Source organism: Spirosoma soli, assembly GCF_042684525.1.
Taxonomy (GTDB): Bacteria; Bacteroidota; Bacteroidia; order Cytophagales; family Spirosomataceae; genus Spirosoma; species Spirosoma soli.
The window spans coordinates 43,319-62,502 of sequence record NZ_JBHULN010000026.1; the positions used below are offsets into that span (position 1 = coordinate 43,319).

General features: G+C 48.7%; 17 protein-coding genes. 12 read left to right on the top strand and 5 right to left on the bottom strand.

Annotated features, from left to right (window positions below; genetic code table 11):
• Positions 1-5: 5 nt before the first annotated feature.
• The 5 genes from nusA to ACFSUS_RS27060 all read left to right on the top strand — a co-directional run bounded on the left by nusA (position 6) and on the right by ACFSUS_RS27060 (position 8,494).
• Positions 6-1,250, top strand: a complete 1,245-nt coding sequence (nusA, locus tag ACFSUS_RS27040; protein WP_381527857.1) for a transcription termination factor NusA — start codon at positions 6-8, stop codon at positions 1,248-1,250.
• A gap of 164 nt (positions 1,251-1,414) precedes the next feature.
• Positions 1,415-4,864: a translation initiation factor IF-2 gene (gene infB / locus ACFSUS_RS27045; protein ID WP_381527860.1), complete on the top strand. Its 3,450-nt coding sequence runs from the start codon at positions 1,415-1,417 to the stop codon at positions 4,862-4,864.
• A gap of 154 nt (positions 4,865-5,018) precedes the next feature.
• Positions 5,019-7,121 (top strand): BatA domain-containing protein, encoded by a 2,103-nt coding sequence (locus tag ACFSUS_RS27050; protein WP_381527862.1) that lies wholly within the window; start codon positions 5,019-5,021, stop codon positions 7,119-7,121.
• Positions 7,122-7,157: 36 nt separating this feature from the next.
• Positions 7,158-7,763, top strand: a complete 606-nt coding sequence (locus ACFSUS_RS27055; RefSeq protein WP_381527864.1) for a Uma2 family endonuclease — start codon at positions 7,158-7,160, stop codon at positions 7,761-7,763.
• A 215-nt stretch (positions 7,764-7,978) separates the two neighbouring features.
• Entirely contained in the window at positions 7,979-8,494 is a 516-nt protein-coding gene (locus ACFSUS_RS27060; protein ID WP_381527866.1) for a PEGA domain-containing protein, read from the top strand.
• A 19-nt stretch (positions 8,495-8,513) separates the two neighbouring features.
• Here the strand turns inward: ACFSUS_RS27060 and ACFSUS_RS27065 are convergent, their stop codons facing one another.
• The gene (locus tag ACFSUS_RS27065) at positions 8,514-9,014 is read right to left on the bottom strand and encodes a dihydrofolate reductase (protein ID WP_381527868.1); all 501 of its coding nucleotides are present in this window, start codon (positions 9,012-9,014) and stop codon (positions 8,514-8,516) included.
• Between the two features lie 112 nt (positions 9,015-9,126).
• Positions 9,127-10,050 carry a methionyl-tRNA formyltransferase gene (fmt, locus tag ACFSUS_RS27070; protein ID WP_381527870.1) on the bottom strand — a complete coding sequence of 308 codons (924 nt, stop codon included), beginning with the start codon at positions 10,048-10,050 and terminating at the stop codon, positions 9,127-9,129.
• A gap of 311 nt (positions 10,051-10,361) precedes the next feature.
• Here fmt and greA point away from each other — a divergent pair, with 311 nt between their 5' ends.
• Both greA and ACFSUS_RS27080 read left to right on the top strand, forming a co-directional pair.
• A complete protein-coding gene (gene greA, locus ACFSUS_RS27075; protein WP_381527872.1) occupies positions 10,362-10,835 on the top strand; it encodes a transcription elongation factor GreA in 474 nt (157 codons plus the stop codon).
• 90 nt (positions 10,836-10,925) lie between these two features.
• Positions 10,926-11,315 carry an HIT family protein gene (locus ACFSUS_RS27080; RefSeq protein ID WP_381527874.1) on the top strand — a complete coding sequence of 130 codons (390 nt, stop codon included), beginning with the start codon at positions 10,926-10,928 and terminating at the stop codon, positions 11,313-11,315.
• Between the two features lie 76 nt (positions 11,316-11,391).
• On the opposite strand, the gene accC is transcribed toward ACFSUS_RS27080, so the two are convergent.
• On the bottom strand, positions 11,392-12,894 hold the full coding sequence (gene accC / locus ACFSUS_RS27085) for an acetyl-CoA carboxylase biotin carboxylase subunit (RefSeq protein WP_381527876.1): 1,503 nt from the start codon (positions 12,892-12,894) through the stop codon (positions 11,392-11,394).
• Between the two features lie 223 nt (positions 12,895-13,117).
• Here accC and ACFSUS_RS27090 point away from each other — a divergent pair, with 223 nt between their 5' ends.
• A complete protein-coding gene (locus tag ACFSUS_RS27090) occupies positions 13,118-14,422 on the top strand; it encodes an aminotransferase class I/II-fold pyridoxal phosphate-dependent enzyme (protein WP_381527878.1) in 1,305 nt (434 codons plus the stop codon).
• 144 nt (positions 14,423-14,566) lie between these two features.
• On the top strand, positions 14,567-14,752 hold the full coding sequence (locus tag ACFSUS_RS27095) for a histone H1 (protein ID WP_381527880.1): 186 nt from the start codon (positions 14,567-14,569) through the stop codon (positions 14,750-14,752).
• A gap of 92 nt (positions 14,753-14,844) precedes the next feature.
• Here ACFSUS_RS27095 and ACFSUS_RS27100 read toward each other — a convergent pair whose 3' ends face one another.
• Positions 14,845-15,258 carry a MaoC family dehydratase gene (locus ACFSUS_RS27100; RefSeq protein WP_381527882.1) on the bottom strand — a complete coding sequence of 138 codons (414 nt, stop codon included), beginning with the start codon at positions 15,256-15,258 and terminating at the stop codon, positions 14,845-14,847.
• Positions 15,259-15,410: 152 nt separating this feature from the next.
• Here ACFSUS_RS27100 and ACFSUS_RS27105 point away from each other — a divergent pair, with 152 nt between their 5' ends.
• Positions 15,411-16,661: an acyltransferase family protein gene (locus tag ACFSUS_RS27105; protein WP_381527885.1), complete on the top strand. Its 1,251-nt coding sequence runs from the start codon at positions 15,411-15,413 to the stop codon at positions 16,659-16,661.
• Between the two features lie 24 nt (positions 16,662-16,685).
• Here the strand turns inward: ACFSUS_RS27105 and ACFSUS_RS27110 are convergent, their stop codons facing one another.
• Positions 16,686-17,117 carry a YybH family protein gene (locus tag ACFSUS_RS27110; RefSeq protein WP_381527887.1) on the bottom strand — a complete coding sequence of 144 codons (432 nt, stop codon included), beginning with the start codon at positions 17,115-17,117 and terminating at the stop codon, positions 16,686-16,688.
• A gap of 137 nt (positions 17,118-17,254) precedes the next feature.
• On the opposite strand from ACFSUS_RS27110, the gene fabG reads away from it, so the two are divergent.
• Together fabG and ACFSUS_RS27120 are read left to right on the top strand one after the other, a co-directional pair.
• Positions 17,255-17,992 carry a 3-oxoacyl-ACP reductase FabG gene (gene fabG / locus ACFSUS_RS27115; RefSeq protein WP_381527889.1) on the top strand — a complete coding sequence of 246 codons (738 nt, stop codon included), beginning with the start codon at positions 17,255-17,257 and terminating at the stop codon, positions 17,990-17,992.
• Positions 17,993-18,199: 207 nt separating this feature from the next.
• Positions 18,200-19,078, top strand: coding sequence for a diacylglycerol/lipid kinase family protein (locus tag ACFSUS_RS27120; protein WP_381527891.1), 879 nt, complete (start codon positions 18,200-18,202; stop codon positions 19,076-19,078).
• Positions 19,079-19,184 lie beyond the last annotated feature (106 nt).

Consider the following 19,184-nt stretch of genomic DNA (forward strand, 5'->3'; position numbering starts at 1 on the left):
CTACCATGACCAGTGGATTATTAATCGAATCGTTTGCCGATTTCGCCCGGTCGAAAAATATTGACCGGCCTACCATGATCGCCATTCTGGAAGAGGTCTTCCGGACAATGATTCGTAAAAAATTCGGTACCGACGAAAATTTCGATGTAATTATTAACGCTGAAAGCGGAGATTTGGAGATGTGGCGGACACGTGAAATCGTAGACGACAACTCTGAAGACATCTGGGATTACGATAAAATCCCTCTTGCTGAAGCGCGTAAAATACAGGATGACTTTGAGGTAGGTGAGCAAGTCGCCGAAGAGGTTAAATTGGAAGATTTTGGCCGTCGCGTGGTTCAAACGGCACGTCAGACGCTGATTCAGAAGATAAAGGACATGGAGAAAGAACTCCTTTATCAGAAATACAAAGATCAGGTTGGGGATTTAGTTGGTGCTGAAGTGTATCAATTGTTAAAGCATGAAATTATTCTGGTTGACTCAGAGAATAATGAGCTGAGTTTGCCACGTACGGAACAGATTCCGAAGGACCGCTACCGGAAAGGCGAAGCAGTAAAGGCGGTCATCAGCCGGGTCGAAATGCTCAACGGCACGCCTAAAATTGTGCTGTCGCGCACTTCACCAGTGTTCCTGGAGCGCCTGTTTGAAATTGAAGTTCCCGAAATTTATGATGGCTTAATTTCGATTCGTAAGATCGTTCGGGAGCCGGGTGAGCGGGCTAAAGTAGCTGTTGAATCGTACGACGACCGTATTGACCCTGTAGGTGCTTGCGTAGGTATGAAAGGGTCACGTATACACGGCATTGTTCGAGAGTTAGGTAACGAAAATATTGACGTTATCAATTACACCGAAAACCTTGAACTGTTAATCAGTCGAGCACTTAGCCCGGCCAAGATTAGCACGATGCAGATTGATCGCGACGCCAAACGTGTATCGGTTTTCCTGAAGCCTGACCAAGTATCGTTGGCCATTGGTAAAGGAGGCCAAAACATTAAGCTGGCTGGCCGGTTGGTCGACATGGAGATTGATGTTTTCCGTGATAATGAAGGTCAGGAAGACGACGAAGACGTTGACCTAATGGAGTTCTCTGATGAAATCGATGAGTGGATGATCGATGAACTTCGGAAAGTTGGTCTCGATACAGCCAAGAGTGTGCTGGCGCTGAGTAAAGAAGAACTGGTTCGCCGGACCGATTTGGAAGAAGATACCGTCGAAGAGATCTTGAGTATCCTGCGACAAGAATTTGAATAACGAATACTGTAAAATGAACCCTGAACTATGGTTTTATCCACGGAGCAAAGGGTTCATTTTACAGTATTCGTCATCCATTATTAGAACCGAGGGATTTTTATTGCTGTAACTGTTGTTCATACCATATCAACAACCATTAAATTTGCGGAATATAGACCGAACGTATGGCAGAAGATAAGTCAATGCGCCTAAGCCAAGTGGCAAAAATTCTCAACACGGGGACATCCTCGGTTGTGAGTCGTCTGTCTGCCAAAGGGTTTAAGGTCGATAGTAACCCTAACACCAAACTCAACATGGAACAGTTGGAGGTGTTAGCGAAGGAGTATAAATCAACGGAACTTCTGACCGGAGCTCGCCGGGCCGAACCATCGGTTGCGGTTGCTGAGCCACCGCGCCGTCAGGAGGAAGATGTTATTTTATACCGTCGTGATGACGCAGGTCGTCCCCTCGGGGGCGCTAAAACCGATACCCCCAGCCGGGCCAATGGCGAAACCGAAGCTCCTAAACCAGCGTCGGCGGAGCCCAAGCCAACCCCGCAGACTGCCCAGACGGGTCTGCCCGGTTTGAAAGTGGTGGGTAAAATTGATTTAAACGCCAGACCTACACCGCAACCTGCACCGGAAGCGAAAGCTCCAGCTCCTCAGGAAGCGAGACCAGTAGTTGCCCCTACTCAACCTGAAGTTCCTGTCCGTGCTAGTGAAGCGCCAAAACCCGTGGCTCCTCAACCAATTGTTGAGGCTCCGAAGCCAGCGCCTACACCAGTTGTAGAAGCGAAAGTTGAGCCAGCTCAACCAAAGCCAACCCCTGCTGAAGCACCAATTCCGACAGAAGAACGCGCTCCTGTTGCGGAGACACCTCGTGTGGAGACTCCGAAGGTAGAGGTTCCTAAGCCGCAACCGGTACAACCGCAGGCACCTGTACCTCCCGTTGCCAAGGTTGAGACACAACAACCGGTAGTGCGCACAGAAGCGCCTAAACCAGCGGCCTCAACCCCGGTTGCTGCTCGTCCAGCTCAGGAGAGCCAGCCACGACAGGAAAATCGGAATAATGACCGCCCGAATAATCAACCCAAAGCAGAGACGCCTGTGGTGAAACCAGAAGCGCCTGCTGATGAGCCGGAAAACGTAACTGAAACTATCCGGGCAGCTGGTAGTCATCAGCTAGGTGGTCTGAAAATTCTTGGTAAAATTGAGTTGCCTGTCAGCAACCCCCGTCAAGGTGGCGGTGGTGGCGGCAGCAGCAATGCTGATAAGAAAAAGCGTAAACGTATTCGCGGTGGCCGTGAAGGTGCTCTTGGTAGTACTGGACAGCCTAACCAGCAGGGTGGTGGCCAACCACAGGGGCAAGGCGGTAACAACAACCGCAACGATCGTCCGCCACGGGATGGACAAGGAGATCGTGGTCCGGCAAATCGGGTTCAGGGCGATCGTCCGCAAGGCGACCGTAACCAGGCGGGTGGCCAGCGCGAGCGGGATAATAACCGCCCACAAACCCAAGGGCAAGTTGGTCAACGCGAAGGCGATCGGAGCCAGACACCTGTTAATCGTCAGGCTGGTAATGGCCAGAACCAGGGTGGCAACAATACCAATAATGCCAATCGAGGTGGCCAAGGTGGTAACAACCCTAACAACCGTAATGGTGGAGGTAATGGCCAAAATCGGGGCGGTAACAACGCTAACCGAGGTGGTAACAACCGTCGTGAAGCACCAACGCAGGCTGATGTCCGGAAGGCAATTCAGCAGACTAATGCCCGGATGCAGGGCAACCAGCCAAACCGGGGTGCTGACCGCCGACGTGATCGCCGAAACCAACGCGAAGAAGATCGTCGTCTGCTGAGCGAACAGGAGGAACTCGAAGCAAAGATTCTGAAGGTGACCGAGTTCGTATCTGCCAACGATCTGGCATCATTGATGGACGTATCGATCAACGAAGTCATCTCAGTTTGTTTGAACTTGGGTATGTTCGTTTCGATTAATCAGCGGTTAGATGCTGAAGCTATCACGGTTATTGCCGACGAGTTTGGTTACGATGTGCAGTTTGTATCGGCCGAAGATGAAACCGAAGCCGGTGTTGATGTGGAAGCTGACGAACCCGAAGAGCTTCAGCCACGGGCGCCGATTGTAACGATCATGGGCCACGTTGACCATGGTAAAACATCGTTACTTGACTACATCCGTCGGGCGAAAGTTGCGGCTGGTGAAGCCGGTGGTATCACGCAGCACATTGGAGCATATAGCGTAAAGACCAGCGATGATCGAATGATAACGTTCTTGGATACGCCAGGTCACGAAGCCTTTACGGCAATGCGGGCACGCGGTGCAAAAGTAACCGATGTTGTTATTATTGTGATTGCCGCCGATGACAGCATCATGCCCCAAACGCGTGAGGCTATCAACCACGCGCAGGTAGCGGGTGTTCCGATTGTATTCGCTTTCTCGAAAGTGGATAAACCAGGGGCAGACGCTGAAAAAATACGTACAGAGTTAGCCGCCATGAATATGCTCGTTGAAGAATGGGGCGGTAAATATCAGGCACAGGAAATATCGTCGAAGTCTGGAATGGGCGTTGACGAATTACTGGAAAAGGTTTTGCTGGAAGCCGAGTTACTTGAGTTGAAAGCGAACCCCAACCGTCGTGCTTTAGGTACAGTTATCGAAGCCTCGCTTGATAAGGGCCGTGGTTATGTTTCAACGGTTCTTGTTGAGAATGGTACGCTCCGTCAGGGTGACATCATGCTGGTTGGCGCTCACTACGGCCGTATCCGGGCCATGACGAATGACCGGGGCGAACGTATCAGAGAAGCGGGGCCCGCGCAGCCTGTGCAAATACTAGGATTGCCGGGTGCTCCACAAGCAGGCGATAAGTTTAACGTAATGGAAACGGAGCGCGAAGCTCGTGAAATTGCGAACAAACGTGAACAGCTTTTGCGTGAGCAGACACTGCGGACACGGAAACACATCACGCTTGAAGAAATTGGCCGACGGAAAGCGATCGGCTCGTTCAAAGAGTTGAACGTTATTGTGAAAGGTGACGTGGACGGTTCGGTTGAAGCTTTGTCAGACTCGCTCTTACAACTGTCAACTGAAGAAGTTCAGGTAAACATTATTCACAAAGCTGTTGGGCAGATTTCTGAGTCAGACATTTTGCTGGCATCGGCTTCAGATGCTGTGATCGTTGGCTTCCAGGTTCGTCCGTCGTCAAGTGCGCGTAAGCTGGCCGAGCAAGAACAGATAGAGATTCGTCTTTACTCGATCATCTACGATGCTATCAACGAAGTGAAAGACGCTATGGAAGGCCTGCTGGCTCCGACCGTCGAAGAAGCTATCGTTGGTAATGTTGAAGTGCGTGAGGTGTTCAAGATTAGTAAGGTCGGTACCGTAGCCGGTTGTTACGTGACCGAAGGAAATATTAAGCGTAACAACAAGATCCGTATCATCCGCGACTTCATCGTGGTACATACTGGCGAGATTAGTGCGCTGAAACGTTTTAAAGATGACGTTAACGAAGTGCGGTCGGGCTACGAGTGTGGCTTGAGCATTAAGAACTTCAACGACATCGAGGTAGGCGATGTGATCGAAAGCTTTGAACTAAAAGAAGTGAAGCGAACACTATAGTCAACGTAAATAGTTTGAAAAGCCCCAAATGGATGACCATTTGGGGCTTTTTCATAACCAATGCATAAGTAAACTTACATAGTTCTGATTAACTTGGGCGTTGCTAAACCAAAGCCCCCATCAGCGTCGTTAGTACGTAGAGATCACAATCTGAATGAGTTTCCTATATCCGTCTTTTTTGTTTGGTCTGCTGGCTGTTTCGGTGCCCATTGCCATTCACTTATTTAATTTTCGCCGGACGCGCCGGGTGTTTTTTACCAATGTTGCCTTGCTGCGTACTGTTCAGACTGAAACCAAATCGTTTCGGCGGTTAAAACACTGGCTTATTCTTGCTGCTCGGTGTTTGTTTCTGGCCTGTCTGGTGTTTGCTTTCGCCCAACCCTTCATTCCAAGCAAAAGTAAGTTAGGCTTATCGCGTCAGGGCGTCACTAGCTTATATCTCGATAATTCGTTCAGTATGCAGAACGAGCGGAATGAAAAACGTTACCTGGATATTGCTACGGGAAAGCTGGACGAACTGTTGACGCTGTTTCGCAATGCGACGTCACTGCAATTGCTTACTAACGATTTTTCGGCTGCTGAACAACAAGCCGGTACGGCTGAAGCAATTCGGGATCGCGTTACGTCGGTACGGTTTGCCCACACGCCACGAACCCTCGAAACTGTTTACAAACGCCAACGTAATCTGTTGGCAAGCCTGAACCCAGGTGGGCGTAATCAGTTGTTCTGGTTTTCTGATTTTCAAAAAAGTACGGTAGGCGATCTGTCGCGACTTAAAATTGATACTACGGATCGACTGTTTATTGTGCCTCTCGACGCGCAGGCAACTAAGAATGTCTACGTAGATTCTGTATGGCTTAGTACGCCGTTTATTCGAGAGATGCAGAATAACAGCATCAACGTACAACTAAATAATGGTGGCCGCGAGAACGTAAAGAATTTGCCTATACGATTGTACCTGGACGATACGCAAACGTCAACGGCTTCGGCTACTATACCTCCTGGTGGCTCGGCAACGGTGTCCCTAAACTTTAATGTGACATCGAAGGGCTACCATCGGGGAAGGATCGTGTTCGAAGATTACCCAATTACGTTCGATAATCAGTACTTCTTTGTGATTGAGGCTTCGCCGGCGGTTCGGGTGTTGCATTTGTTTGACCAAAAAGGTCCTACCGATTATGTGCAGACTGTTTATTCTGACGACAGTTTGTTTGTTCAGCGTAGCTTTAACGCTCAAAACTTCGATGTAGGCCAACTAAAAGAAACCGATTTAGTCGTGCTCGAAGGCGTAACCCAGGTAAACGGTACATTGCGTACAGAACTGGAGCGGTTTGTTCGGCAAGGAGGAAGCCTGGCCATTATTCCACCGGCAACTCCCGATGCTTCATCGTATTCGCCATTTTTAAGTGCGTTAGGAGTAGGTGTTGTGCAAGTTACGGCGTCAGCGCCAGGCGTGAGTGCTACACCTTTACCGGTTGCTGAGCCTGATCGACGTAATCCTTTCTTTCGAGATGTGTTTCAACAGAGTTATCAATCCGAGCCGCTAAATATGCCCAGTGCAGCACCCGTATGGCGGTGGAGCGCCGGCGAACGACTACTGAGTCTACGCGATGGTAGCCCATTGTTAACCCAGGTTCGAGTTGGAGGTACGGCTGGGCGTCAGGGCAATGTATATGTACTGGCTAACCCTCTGGCGACTCAATACGGCAATTTTGCTGAACATGCCTTATTTGTGCCTGTTATGTACAAGATAGCCGCGCTGAGTGTTCGTCCGCAGCGAACCGCTTATTCGTTTGACGATAACCTACTGGCTGTTCCGGTTAATGATCCATCAGAGCGGACGGTTTACAAACTGAAGCGTGACAAACTGGAGATCATACCTGTGCAACGTGTTGTGGGCAACCAACTATTGCTCGAAATGCCCAAGAGCAATGAGCTAGCTGCTGGTCAGGAAATTGAAGCTGGTTATTATGAACTACAATTAAATAACAGCACTGGTCCCCCCAAAACCGAGCGGTTACTAGCTTTCAATCACGGTAATCAGGAGTCGGCTATGGATTTTTATTCGGCTGACGAATTACGCCGGGTATTCGCTAATCAACCCAACGTTGAGGTGTTTGACAGTATTCAGGATGGCGACTTTGTTCAGATACTAGAGCAGGAGAATCTGGGTAAAAGCTTGTGGAAATACTTTCTGCTGGCGGCACTCGCGTTCCTACTAATCGAGGTGGGTTTAGTACGCTTTATGAAGGGATAAATTGGTAGATTTGACAAACGGCTAACGCATATACTTATGGCGGGTATCGTGTTTCCTATTCCCTTTGAACCGGGTATCGATATATTCGAGCAGATGCGTCATATGACAGACGACGAATTTTACTTCTTCTGTCAGGAGAATGCTGATTATAAATTTGAACGGGATGCGTCGGGTAACATAAAGCCAATGGCACAAACAGGTGGTGAATCCGGGATTCGTAACAGTGAACTAACCGCTGAACTAACGATTTGGAACAGGAAGAGCCGATCTGGATTTGTCTTTGATTCATCGACGGGCTTTCGCTTGCCTAACGGGGCTACTCGTGGTCCTGATGCCGCCTGGATTGTTAGTAGCCGATGGAATACCCTCACGCCTGAACAGCGCCGTAAGTTTCCACCTCTTTGCCCTGATTTTGTGGCTGAGTTAATGAGTGAATCTGATTCACTTAAGGACACAGACGCGAAAATGCGTGAGTACGTGGACAATGGCTGTCGATTGGGCTGGTTGATTGACCCAAAAGCCCAAGAGGTGCGTATCTACCGGGCTGATGGCTCAATTCATGTTCGTCATGGATTCGACGAAAGCTTATCGGGTGAGGATGTGTTGATTGGATTTATTTTTGATTTACAACTGCTACTATAAATAAAAGTGAATCATTTCTAGCTGGCGGCACTCGCGTTCCTACTAATCGAGGTGGGTTTAGTACGCTTTATGAAGGGATAATGCCCTCATTAGAGAAGGCGCATTAAGGCTTATGTTACGCTACTATTGTTAATCAATGTAACTGCTTTGAGTTATTGTATTTCATCTGATTTAGCAATATACTTGCTTCATAAATATGTTTATTTTAACCTTTTATGAAGCCTCTCAAAACCCGTCTACTTCCGTTGGCGCTTGCCGCATTAATTTTGCTAGAAAGCTGCGCTAGCTCTACCGTGATTCAATCAAATCCAAGCGGTGCAAAAGTTTACCTGAACAGCTCATTGGTTGGTACAACGCCCTATACCCACACAGACACTAAAATTGTGGGGAGTACTACGTTCGTCCGATTGGAAAAAGAAGGTTATCAGCAATTAAATAGCTCATTTTCAAGGGACGAGAAGGCAGATGCGGGGGCCATTATAGGTGGCTTTTTCTTATTGTTTCCGTTTTTATGGACGATGAAATACAACCCTTCTCGGACATACGAACTCGTTCCAATGGCTGGAACAGACAGTCCAGGAGTTGCTACCATGCCACTGGCTAATGATCAATCGGTGTCGAGTTCAAAAGCCGTTCGTTTGCGTGACCTTAAGAAACTTCTGGACGATGGTATTTTGACGAAGGACGAATACGAAAAGGAGAAAAAGAAGATTCTCGATTCTGAAAATTAATAGAGAAGCGGCCAGCAAACTACTGGCCGCTTTTTCGTTCGTATTCAACAAAATCAAAGGCTACCTCATGCCGTTCGTCGGCTGAGTGCGTTTGCCGGCTTACTTCCTGCCAGTCTTCTTTATTGAATTCAGGAAAATAGGAGTCGCCATCGTAGGGTTTGTGAATCTCAGTGAGATACATTGTTGTGGCGATAGGTAAAGCAAGTGCATAGATTTCCGCTCCACCGATCACAAATATTTCTTTCTGATTGACGGCTTTCGCTGCAGTGATCGCATCATCAAGTGTATGAACGACTGTTACGCCCTGGTGCGATAAATCTTGGTTACGAGTAATAACAATGTTAGTTCGGTTTGGTAAGGGCTTGCCAAGCGATTCCAACGATTTTCGGCCCATAATTATGGGATGGTGGCTCGTCTTTCGTTTAAAGAACGCGAAATCGTCGGGTAAGTGCCAGGGTAGATCGTTGTTACGGCCAATGACTCGGTTCTGAGCAACGGCCGAAATAAGGCTGATTTTCATGCTGTTGTACTAAGTAAATTGCTACCATACCCTTGTCGGTAATGGGTGAGTTGTATTCATGACGTCTGCAAAGCGATCACCCAAAAAGCTGGTGCACGCTACGTGAAAGCTACTAAAGCCGGTTCCCTCGTAAGAACTCCTCCGCTGTCATCCGCCGTTTTCCCTCTGCTTGCAAGGAGTCTAACGATAGCCAGCCATCTGCCGCTCGAACCAGAATCGTTTTTTTGTTATCCGTGTAAGCCTCACCAGGTTCAGCCGTGAAAGGCGATTCGTTAGCCACCGAAACGCTGTATATTTTAAAAAACTTACCGTTTATTAACGTCCAGGCAGTCGGGAAGGGTGACAAGCCTCGGACAAAGTTCCGAATCGTACGAGCCGGTTGATTCCAGTTGATTTCAGTCGTTTCTCGGCTGAGTTTAGGAGCTGGTCTCAGGTCATCGGCAACTGGCTGAGGAGTTCGTGGGTATTCACCGGCTTCGATGGCCTGAACCGTTTTGACTACTAAACTAGCTCCCCGTTCCATGAGCCGGTCATGGACTGTACCAGCCGTGTCGTCGGGGTAGATTGGCTCAACATCCTGAAAGATCATCTGGCCTGTATCAATCTCTTTTTCTATAAAGAAAGTGGTTACGCCCGTTTGTGTTTCACCATTAATAATGGCCCAGTTGATAGGAGCCGCCCCCCGATATTGTGGTAACAATGAACCGTGTAAATTGAACGTTCCAATAGTAGGCATTGACCAGACCACTTCGGGAAGCATCCGAAAAGCAACGACAACCTGTAAATCAGCCTGATAACTGGTTAGTTCTTCTAAGAACGCAGGATCACGAAGTTTTTCGGGTTGCAGAATGGGTAAGTTAGCGGCCTCAGCGGCTTTTTTTACCGGCGACGGGGATAATTGCAAGCCCCGGCCCGATGGTCGGTCAGGGGCGGTAACGACAGCTACTACGTTGCAGCCTGCTCCGAGGAGTCGCTGTAGGCTGGCAACCGCAAAATCGGGCGTACCCATGAACACGATGCGAAGCGGTTGTGGCATGAATCGATTAATCAGTTTTTGATAAGCAAGTCGGCTACTTGTTGATATAGCCGGGAAGTATTTCTATTTTTGTCTCACAGACGCGTCACTCCAAACGCGTCGCGTCAGAACGTAATGGACCGACAAACAGCTCTGTTTATGCAACGAGCAAACGACCACATTCCAAAACCGCTCGCTTCGGTATACCGACGGCGACACTGACGCGGCTGCAAAGAAAACCAATTTGGTTGCAGAACGGTCGGTGTACCGTTTTTTTGTTTTTAAGGAGTGACCTAAACCAATGTGAAAAACGAGTAAGTACGTAACGTATTATGGGAAAGATTTCATATTACACAGAAGAAGGACTCAACCGGCTCAAGGCTGAGCTAAATGATCTGAAAACGAAAGGCCGTGCCGAGATTGCCCGCCAGATTGCCGAAGCGCGTGACAAAGGCGATCTTAGCGAAAACGCTGAATACGATGCCGCCAAGGATGCGCAGGGCCTTCATGAACTGAAGATTTCAAAGCTTGAAGAAGTGCTCGCTAATGCCCGTATATTAGATGAATCTACCATTGATGCTTCTCAGGTATCGGTTTTGTCGAAGGTAAAGATCAAGAACAAAAAAAACGGCGCTGAAATGCTTTATACGTTGGTATCTGAAGAAGAAGCTGATTTGAAGTCGGGCCGGATTTCGGTTGGCTCACCAATTGGTAAGGGACTGCTGGGTAAGCGTGTCGGCGATATTGCTGAAATCACGGTTCCAGCGGGTGTTATGGAGTTTGAAGTTGTCGAAATCGCACGCTAAGCTTGGTGAACAGTTATCAGCCGCACTGACCAGTGGATTCACTGATGTGCTGATAACTGTTCACTGCTGGTTGATAACTAATTATTGAAAATGCCTTCTGTTTTTTCCCGGATCGTGGCTGGCGACATTCCGTCGCATAAAATCGCGGAAACCGACGATTATCTCGCTTTTCTGGACGTAATGCCGACGACGACTGGCCACACGCTGGTTATCCCTAAAAAGGAAGTCGATTACCTTTTTGACCTCGACGATGCGCTGTATGCTGGTTTAATGGCTTTCGCCAAGAAAGTGGCTCCGGCTATCGAAAAAGCGATTCCCTGCAAGCGGATCGGCGTAGCGGTTGTCGGCTTAGAAGTGCCCCACGCGCACGTTCATCTGATTCCGCTCAACTCGATGGCGGATATGAATTTCAACAACAAAATGAAGCCAAGCCAGGAGGAACTGGCTGAAACCGCGGAGAAGATTCGAAGCTTTTTGTAGGTGAATACATAACAAACGAAAAAGGATGCTGATGAGTACAGCATCCTTTTTCGTTTGTTGACAAATCATACTGTACTTAATTTGAATTTAACCGTCTTTCTTTCCACTTACTTCTTGAGTGAGCTACCTGAACAGCTGTCTCACTGTTCTTTGGCTTCTGAGTGTTTATTAACCAGGCCGCTAACACGGCCGCCAACTCAGCCTCTGTGGCATCCGGTTCAGGTATAAGTTTATCTGGCGTAAAGTACTTCGACACGAAGCCTGTATCGAACTGACCGGAGCGGAAAGCCTCGTGCTCCATCACGAATCGGCAGAACGCTAACGTAGTCTGAACGCCCGAGATCTGGTATTCGTCGATCGCCCGGATCATTTTCTGAATGGCTTCTTCGCGGCTGTCACCATACGTAATGAGCTTGGCAATCATGGGGTCGTAGTAAATAGGAATGGCCATGCCCTGCTCAAAGCCGTCGTCAACGCGGACGCCGTTGCCCTGTGGGCGGACATAGGTATCGAGCGTACCGACGTCAGGCAGGAAGTTATTGGCGGGGTCTTCGGCATAAACCCGCACTTCTACAGCGTGCCCTTTGATTTGTAAATCTTCCTGTTTGATTGTGAGCGGCTTACCTTCGGCGATGTATATCATCTGCTTCACCAGATCGACCCCTGTAATCTGTTCCGTGACGGGGTGCTCAACCTGAAGCCGGGTGTTCATTTCCAGGAAATAGAAATCAAGTTTGTCGTTGACGATGAATTCAACCGTTCCAGCTCCGTAATAACCACAAGCTCGGGCTACATCAACGGCGGCCCGACCCATGGCATCGCGAATCTCAGGCGTCAGGATGGCCGAGGGAGCCTCTTCCACCACTTTCTGGTGGCGACGTTGTACGGAACATTCGCGTTCGAACAGATGAATAATATTACCGTGTTGATCGCCTAAGACCTGAATTTCAACGTGACGGGGTGACGTCACGTATTTTTCAATGAACACCGACCCATCCCCGAATGCAGATAAGGCTTCGCTTATGGCCCGATCCATTTGTTCGTCAAAGTCGGCTTCGTTTTCAACCACGCGCATGCCTTTGCCACCGCCACCTGCGCTAGCTTTAATTAAAACCGGGTAACCGATTTGCGCTGAGATTGCTTTGGCCTCAGTGCGGTCGGTGATGGCCGAGGGCGTTCCCGGCACCATAGGGATATTATAATTGGCAACCGCAGCTTTAGCCGCTAGCTTACTTCCCATGATGTCAATAGCTTCTGGCGAGGGACCAACGAAAATCAGCCCGGCTTCGCGCACCACTCGAGCAAAATTGGCATTCTCCGACAAGAAACCGTAACCAGGATGAATGGCGTCTACTTGTAACCGTTTACAAACGTCGATAATAACGTCGGCTCGTAAGTAGGATTCCGCAGAAGGAGCTGGGCCAACGCAAACCGATTCATCGGCGTAACGAACATGAAGCGCGTTGCGGTCGGCTTCTGAGTAGATAGCTACAGTTTTGATGCCCATTTCGCGGGCAGTTCGCATAATACGTAGCGCAATTTCTCCCCGATTGGCAATAAGAAGTTTATTTATGGTCATAAGATTGTCAAAGATGGTCAGCTGTTGTCAAGCGTGATCCGGTAGAATTATGCATTCAATACCTGACCACTTTTGACCACAGCTGACCAATATTACGAGTTTGTTGCAAAACGATTATGAAATTGAATTTTACGGGATGCGTTTGTGCTACCAAAAGTAAAACGTATTTTTGCACTTACCATGTAAGAAAACGAAGGTTTTGCCTGATAAACAATAACAAAAAGTGGATTTATTTGAGAAACTGCGCACCAATCTAGGACCCATTGGTTCACCATCACGGGAATTTAATGGTCACCATTATTTCGCTTTTCCTAAGCTCGAAGGTGAGCTTGGACCACGCATGCGTTTCCGTGGTAAAGAAGTGCTCAACTGGAGCCTGAATAACTACCTTGGTTTGGCTAACCACCCGGAAATCCGTAAGGCTGATGCTGAAGCTTCTGAGCAGTGGGGCCTAGCCTACCCGATGGGGGCTCGGATGATGTCCGGGAATAGCGAACTTCACGAACAGTTTGAGCAGGAGCTAGCTCAGTTTGTTGGCAAAGAAGACGCCTTTCTTTTAAACTACGGTTACCAGGGGGTTATGTCGGCAATTGAGGCCGTAGTTGATCACCGCGATGTAATTGTTTATGACGCAGAGTGTCATGCCTGTTTGATTGATGGTATCCGGCTGCACAAAGCCAAACTGGGGGAGTACTATAAATTCAACCATAACGACATGGCTAGCCTGGAGAAGAACCTCCAGCGGGCTACCAAAAAAGCCGCCGAAAAAGGAGGCAGTATCCTGGTAATCACAGAAGGCGTATTTGGTATGTCGGGAAAGGTAGGTAGCCTGGATCAAATTGTTGCCCTTAAAGAAAAATACGAATTTCGTTTATTGGTCGACGACGCGCATGGCTTTGGCACAATGGGTGCAACCGGTGCAGGCGTGGGCGAGATGTTGGGTTGCCAGGATGGCATTGACCTGTACTTCTCAACGTTTGCTAAGTCAATGGCAGCCATAGGTGCTTTCATCGCGGCTGATCACGACATCATCATGTACCTCAAGTACAATATGCGGTCGCAGACGTACGCCAAAGCGTTACCAATGCCTTACGTTGTTGGCGGGCTAAAGCGGCTAGACATGATCCGGAACTCATCGGAGTATCGGGATAAGCTGTGGACTAACGTTCGGGCCCTACAAACCGGCCTTCGTGAGCGTGGTTTTGATATCGGGGATACTCAGTCGCCAGTAACGCCAGTTTTCCTCCACCATATCGAAGGGGGGGTGGCTGAGGTCGCTACACTGACGAAAGATTTACGGGAGAATATGGGCGTATTTTGTTCCATTGTTGTTTACCCGGTTGTGCCAAAAGGAACCATTATGTTACGTATTATTCCAACGGCTGCTCATACGCTTGAAGACGTGGAATATACCCTGAATGCGTTCTCGCAAATTGGAGAAAAGCTTAAGCAAGGTGTTTACCGGGGAAATATCGCCCCTGTGGCTCCAGAAACGCTAGAAGTGTCGGCCGGAGCAGCTACTGAGTAGCATTTTTGTAAAAAAATTGCATTTTTCAGCTATTTTTTTGCCTCGCCTATTGCGCTGTATGGGAGAATTACTAAATTTCAGCCGAAAACCGCGTTTTTAGCGGAATTTGGGCATTTTTTCACACTTAAACCCATACGTATCGCTATGGCACGCTTCGATGAAGTAAAGAATTTGGTTATGTCGCTGGAAGGTGATTTCGAAAAGTTCTACGAAAAAAATAACCAAGCTGCCGGTACCCGCGTTCGCAAAGGAATGCAGGATTTAAAGACGCTGGCGCAAGCCATTCGCTCGGAAGTTCAAGACACAAAGAACAAAGCCGAGAAAGCGTAATTAGTAAGCCTATCCGGCTGGTAAACTGAAATCCCCTGCAGGCACTCGTCTTAGCAGGGGATTTTGTTTTTATTTACCGTGTAGCGTAAACCCTAAATTTTTTCCCGGTGCATCAGCGTAGCAATACCCTTGGTGGTGACTTTATTCGTTTGAACATCACGAATCTCGCCAAGGATTTCAGCCGTGTGTTTGTCTAGATTGATTGATTTTACGGTGAACGTAGCTTCGTAATCCGTTTCTACGAACATTGGGCGCAGGAACTCTAACGTTTGGCCCAGATAAACCGAGCCATAGCCCGGAAACTCCGTACCCAACACCTTCGTGAATATACTGGCTCCCAGCATACCATGAATGATAGGCCGTTTAAACGGGGTCTGGGCGGCAAAATCAGCGTCGAGGTGCAGTGGGTTGTTATCGCCCGTAACGCGGGCAAAATCAATTACATCGGCCTGCGAAAAACGAAAGGCGTAGCGATGAACAGCATCAAGCGTAAATTCAGGAGTCATACGAATGGATTAGTGGTGATTAAACAGGTTTGTTCAGTGCGGCTGGCTGATAGCCGAAATGACTCGTTGCTGCAAAGTTACCCTTACCGCTAACTATTTTCCGGTTCAAGTATGGCTTATTGCACGTAGTTTTGTTGCCGACTTAGTGAATTATGTTTAAAAAACTGTTTTCGCTGGATACGCTATCGGCAAAGCGCGTGTTTGGATTAGATGTGATGCGGGCGGCTGCGATCCTGATGGTTGTAGATGCTCACTCGAACGTTGCCCTAAAAGATTATTACAGCGGAGCACTCTGGCATAACTTCCTGCCCGATGGCGTCGAATTGTTTTTCGTGCTGAGCGGCTTCCTGATTGGCGGCATACTGATCCGATCCTACGAAAAGAAAGGCCGTTTTGACCGTGAGTTGCTGCTCAACTTCTGGACACGCCGGTGGTTTCGTACCTTACCCAACTATTACCTGGTTCTAACAGGACTGATTGTTCTTGCACTGCTACTGGCCTGGCAAAACGGAGTACACCATACGCTTCCCCAGGCGAGCAAGCTGGTCAGGTACTTTGTTTTTCTACAAAATTTTGCCAGCGAGTTACCCAGTTTCTTTCCTGAAACCTGGAGTCTGGCTATCGAAGAGTGGTCATATATTACCCTGCCATTGCTGTTGTGGCTCATGCACGGCTTACTCCCGACCCAATGGCCGCGCCAACGAATTGTACTAGCGACGATCCTGTTCGTTATTATTGGTACAAATGTATTTCGGCTTCTGATAGCGCTTCGGGTACCTATTTCGGCCGGAGAATTGGGCTTTCGGAGCATTGTGGTAGCCCGCCTTGACGCCATTGCCTACGGAGTTTTGGCGGCTTACGTCAAACAGTATTTCCCAGACTTTTGGGCAAACCAGCAGTGGCGCCGAAAACTGCTACTCGTTGGTTTGACCTTAACCGTAATTACTGCGTTTACTGCATCTATTTACATCCTAAAGTACTATGTAGAAGCGGGGGTGTATCCGTCCTATGTGTTTTACAAGCGCACGTTTTACTTTCCCGTTATTGGTCTGAGCATGGCTTTGTTGATGCCATACATGGATGGCTGGCGAGCGGCAACGGGCGGTTGGTCAAAATTTGGTATCGCCCGGTTCATTACGCACATCAGCCTGGTCTCTTATTCCATGTACTTACTTAACCTGACGCCCATCATGGTGAACGTAATTGAACGCTACCCAACGACTTCGTTCACGGTTGGCTGGCTGAAAGTCGCTATATACTGGGTCCTGGTCCTGACGTCGTCGACGCTACTCTTTAAATTCTTTGAAAAGCCAGTTACTGAGCTACGAGAACGACTGTCGGACAAAGAGCCAAAAATTACGGAGCCGGTCAGAGAGCGAACGAGCGAACGGGTGAAAGAGTGACGGGTATAGCTTTTCCCCTTTAGCTTAACTTGAGTGGTCGCTCACGATGACCCAGCGTTTTTTGACTTTGCGCCATAGCAAGGTAAAATAGCCACCAGCATCTCCTACTTTGGGCCGTGTCAGGTGCCAGCGGCCAATGACATAAGCTACGTTCGGAGCCGGAAAGTCCATATGCAGAATGTCGAATTTGAGGGTGCCCATGGACGCCCGGTCAGGATACCGTTTTTTGTAGTTTGCCAGTGTAGCCTGATATCCGTATGTAATGCCCACTTTACCGACAAAGGTTAGCGAGTCGGACTGCCAGTAGCCGTTCATAAATTTCTCGACGCGTCCGTTGTTCCAATCTTCGGTCTGGCGTTTAAGAATGAGCAAAATGGCCCGGCGATCAGCTGATTGCTGACTCATGGCGGGCAAAGCCAACAGACTAAGTAAAACGACAGCGAGAAGTTGTTTCATGATTAGGTTGTTTTCCGTAAAGCTAAGGTATACATGCATTGGCGAAACAAATTTGAGGAATCAATCTTTAGCAAGAAGCTACCATTGGCATTACTGAAAATTCACTACGTTGTTTAGCTATTACCGATTATAATTTCATGAGACTACAAAACCGCATTGCGATTATTACCGGAGCTGCCCGGGGCATTGGCCAGGGAGCCGCCGATCTGTTTTGCCGCCAGGGCGCTACCGTTATCATTTGGGACTTGCTCGATGAAGGCCAAACAACCGCGCAAACATTACGTGATCAGGGATATCAATGCGAGTTTATGAAGGTCAGCACCACCGACGTGCCCGGCATTGAAGCTGCGGCCCGTGAGGTTTATGAGCGCCACGGCCGCATTGATATATTAATCAATAATGCAGGGATTACCCGCGACAAAACGCTGCTCAAAATGTCGTTCCTGGAATGGCAGCAGGTGATTGACGTTAACTTGACCGGCGTATTTAATTGTACGAAGGTTGTTGCGCCTTACATGGTCGAACAGAAATACGGACGAATAATTTGTACATCATCAATTAACGGTGTGCATGGCGCTTTTGGGCAAACCAACTATGCCGCTGCCAAAGCAGGCGTCATCGGCATGGTACGTTCCTGGGCAAAAGAATTGGGGCCTAAAGGCATAACGGCTAATGCGGTGGCTCCCGGATTTATTCAGACGGCCATGACCGACGCAATGCCTGAGGAAGTTCGCAATCAGGCCGTTGCAACTATTCCCGTCCGGCGTATTGGCAAGCCTGAAGACATTGCTAACGCTTACTTATTTCTGGCTTCCGACGAAGCATCCTTTGTTAATGGACACGTATTAGCCGTTAATGGCGGACAAGCCTTGTGAATAGAACGGCAGGAAGTTGGTTGTCTATTGACAGTTCGGTACCAATCGAACACCGTAAACTGACTACCTTTACGTAAGGAACCACCTTAGGTATTTATGAGAATTCGAAAATTTTATGACGAGTACAAGCCGTACATTTTTTCGGATGGTTGGTATTACGTGTTCATCGTTGTCTTCATCATCATACTCTTTATATTCTTTTCCTGAGTGGCCACACTACCGGCCGTTCTGGCCATCATCAACCCGCTTTCTGGTACTACGTCCGTAGCGCAGAAAGCTGTGCTACGAGATAGCTTTATGCGTCGTGCCGAAGCGCTCGGCTATGCTCCCGAAGCTGTACTGACCGAATACCCGCATCACGCTACCGAATTGGCCAAGGATGCCATTCAGCGGGGGATCAACCGGGTCCTGGCCATTGGGGGCGACGGTACCATTAACGAGACGGCCCAGGCGCTACGTCGATCGGCAACAGCCCTGGGCATCGTACCCATCGGATCGGGAAATGGCTTAGCGCGTCATTTGGGTATACCGCTTAATCCGCAAAAGGCCATTGAACGGGCGTTGAACGGTCGGCCGGTTGTGATTGATAGTGGTGAGATCAATGGACATCCTTTTTTCTGCACGGCCGGGCTAGGCTTTGAGGCTTATGTGGCCCATGCCTTTGCCAAACAGCCAATCCGTGGTTTGCCTACGTATATCCGCACGGCGTTTCGGGCGTTTTGGGCGTATCGGCCCGAGCAGTTTGTGATTGATGGGCAGAAAAAAGAATTATTCTCGCTGACGTTCGCCAATGCAGGGCAGTTTGGCAACAACGCCTGGATGGCTCCCACGGCCAACATTGCCGACGGTCGGTTAGAGCTGTGTGAAATCCGGCCTTTCCCGGTTCAGTTAGCGGGCTTACTAACCTGGCGGCTATTCAATAAGACGCTTAATCAATCCGCTTATTGGCATGGACGGTCCGTGACCAAGGCCACTGTACAAGCCGAAGGGCCATTGCTGATTCATGCCGATGGCGAACCGATTACCTTACCAACTGGCCGGGTTGATGTGCTTATATTACCGGGTAGTTTATTAGTACTGCTGTAAAAGCGCTGATAGTTAAACCGTTTTTATGAGCTCTAACTAGATGCAATACTTGTTGCCCAACTTAATACGCCAACTGTCCGCTAGGTGTTTTCGAAGAAGTAGATAA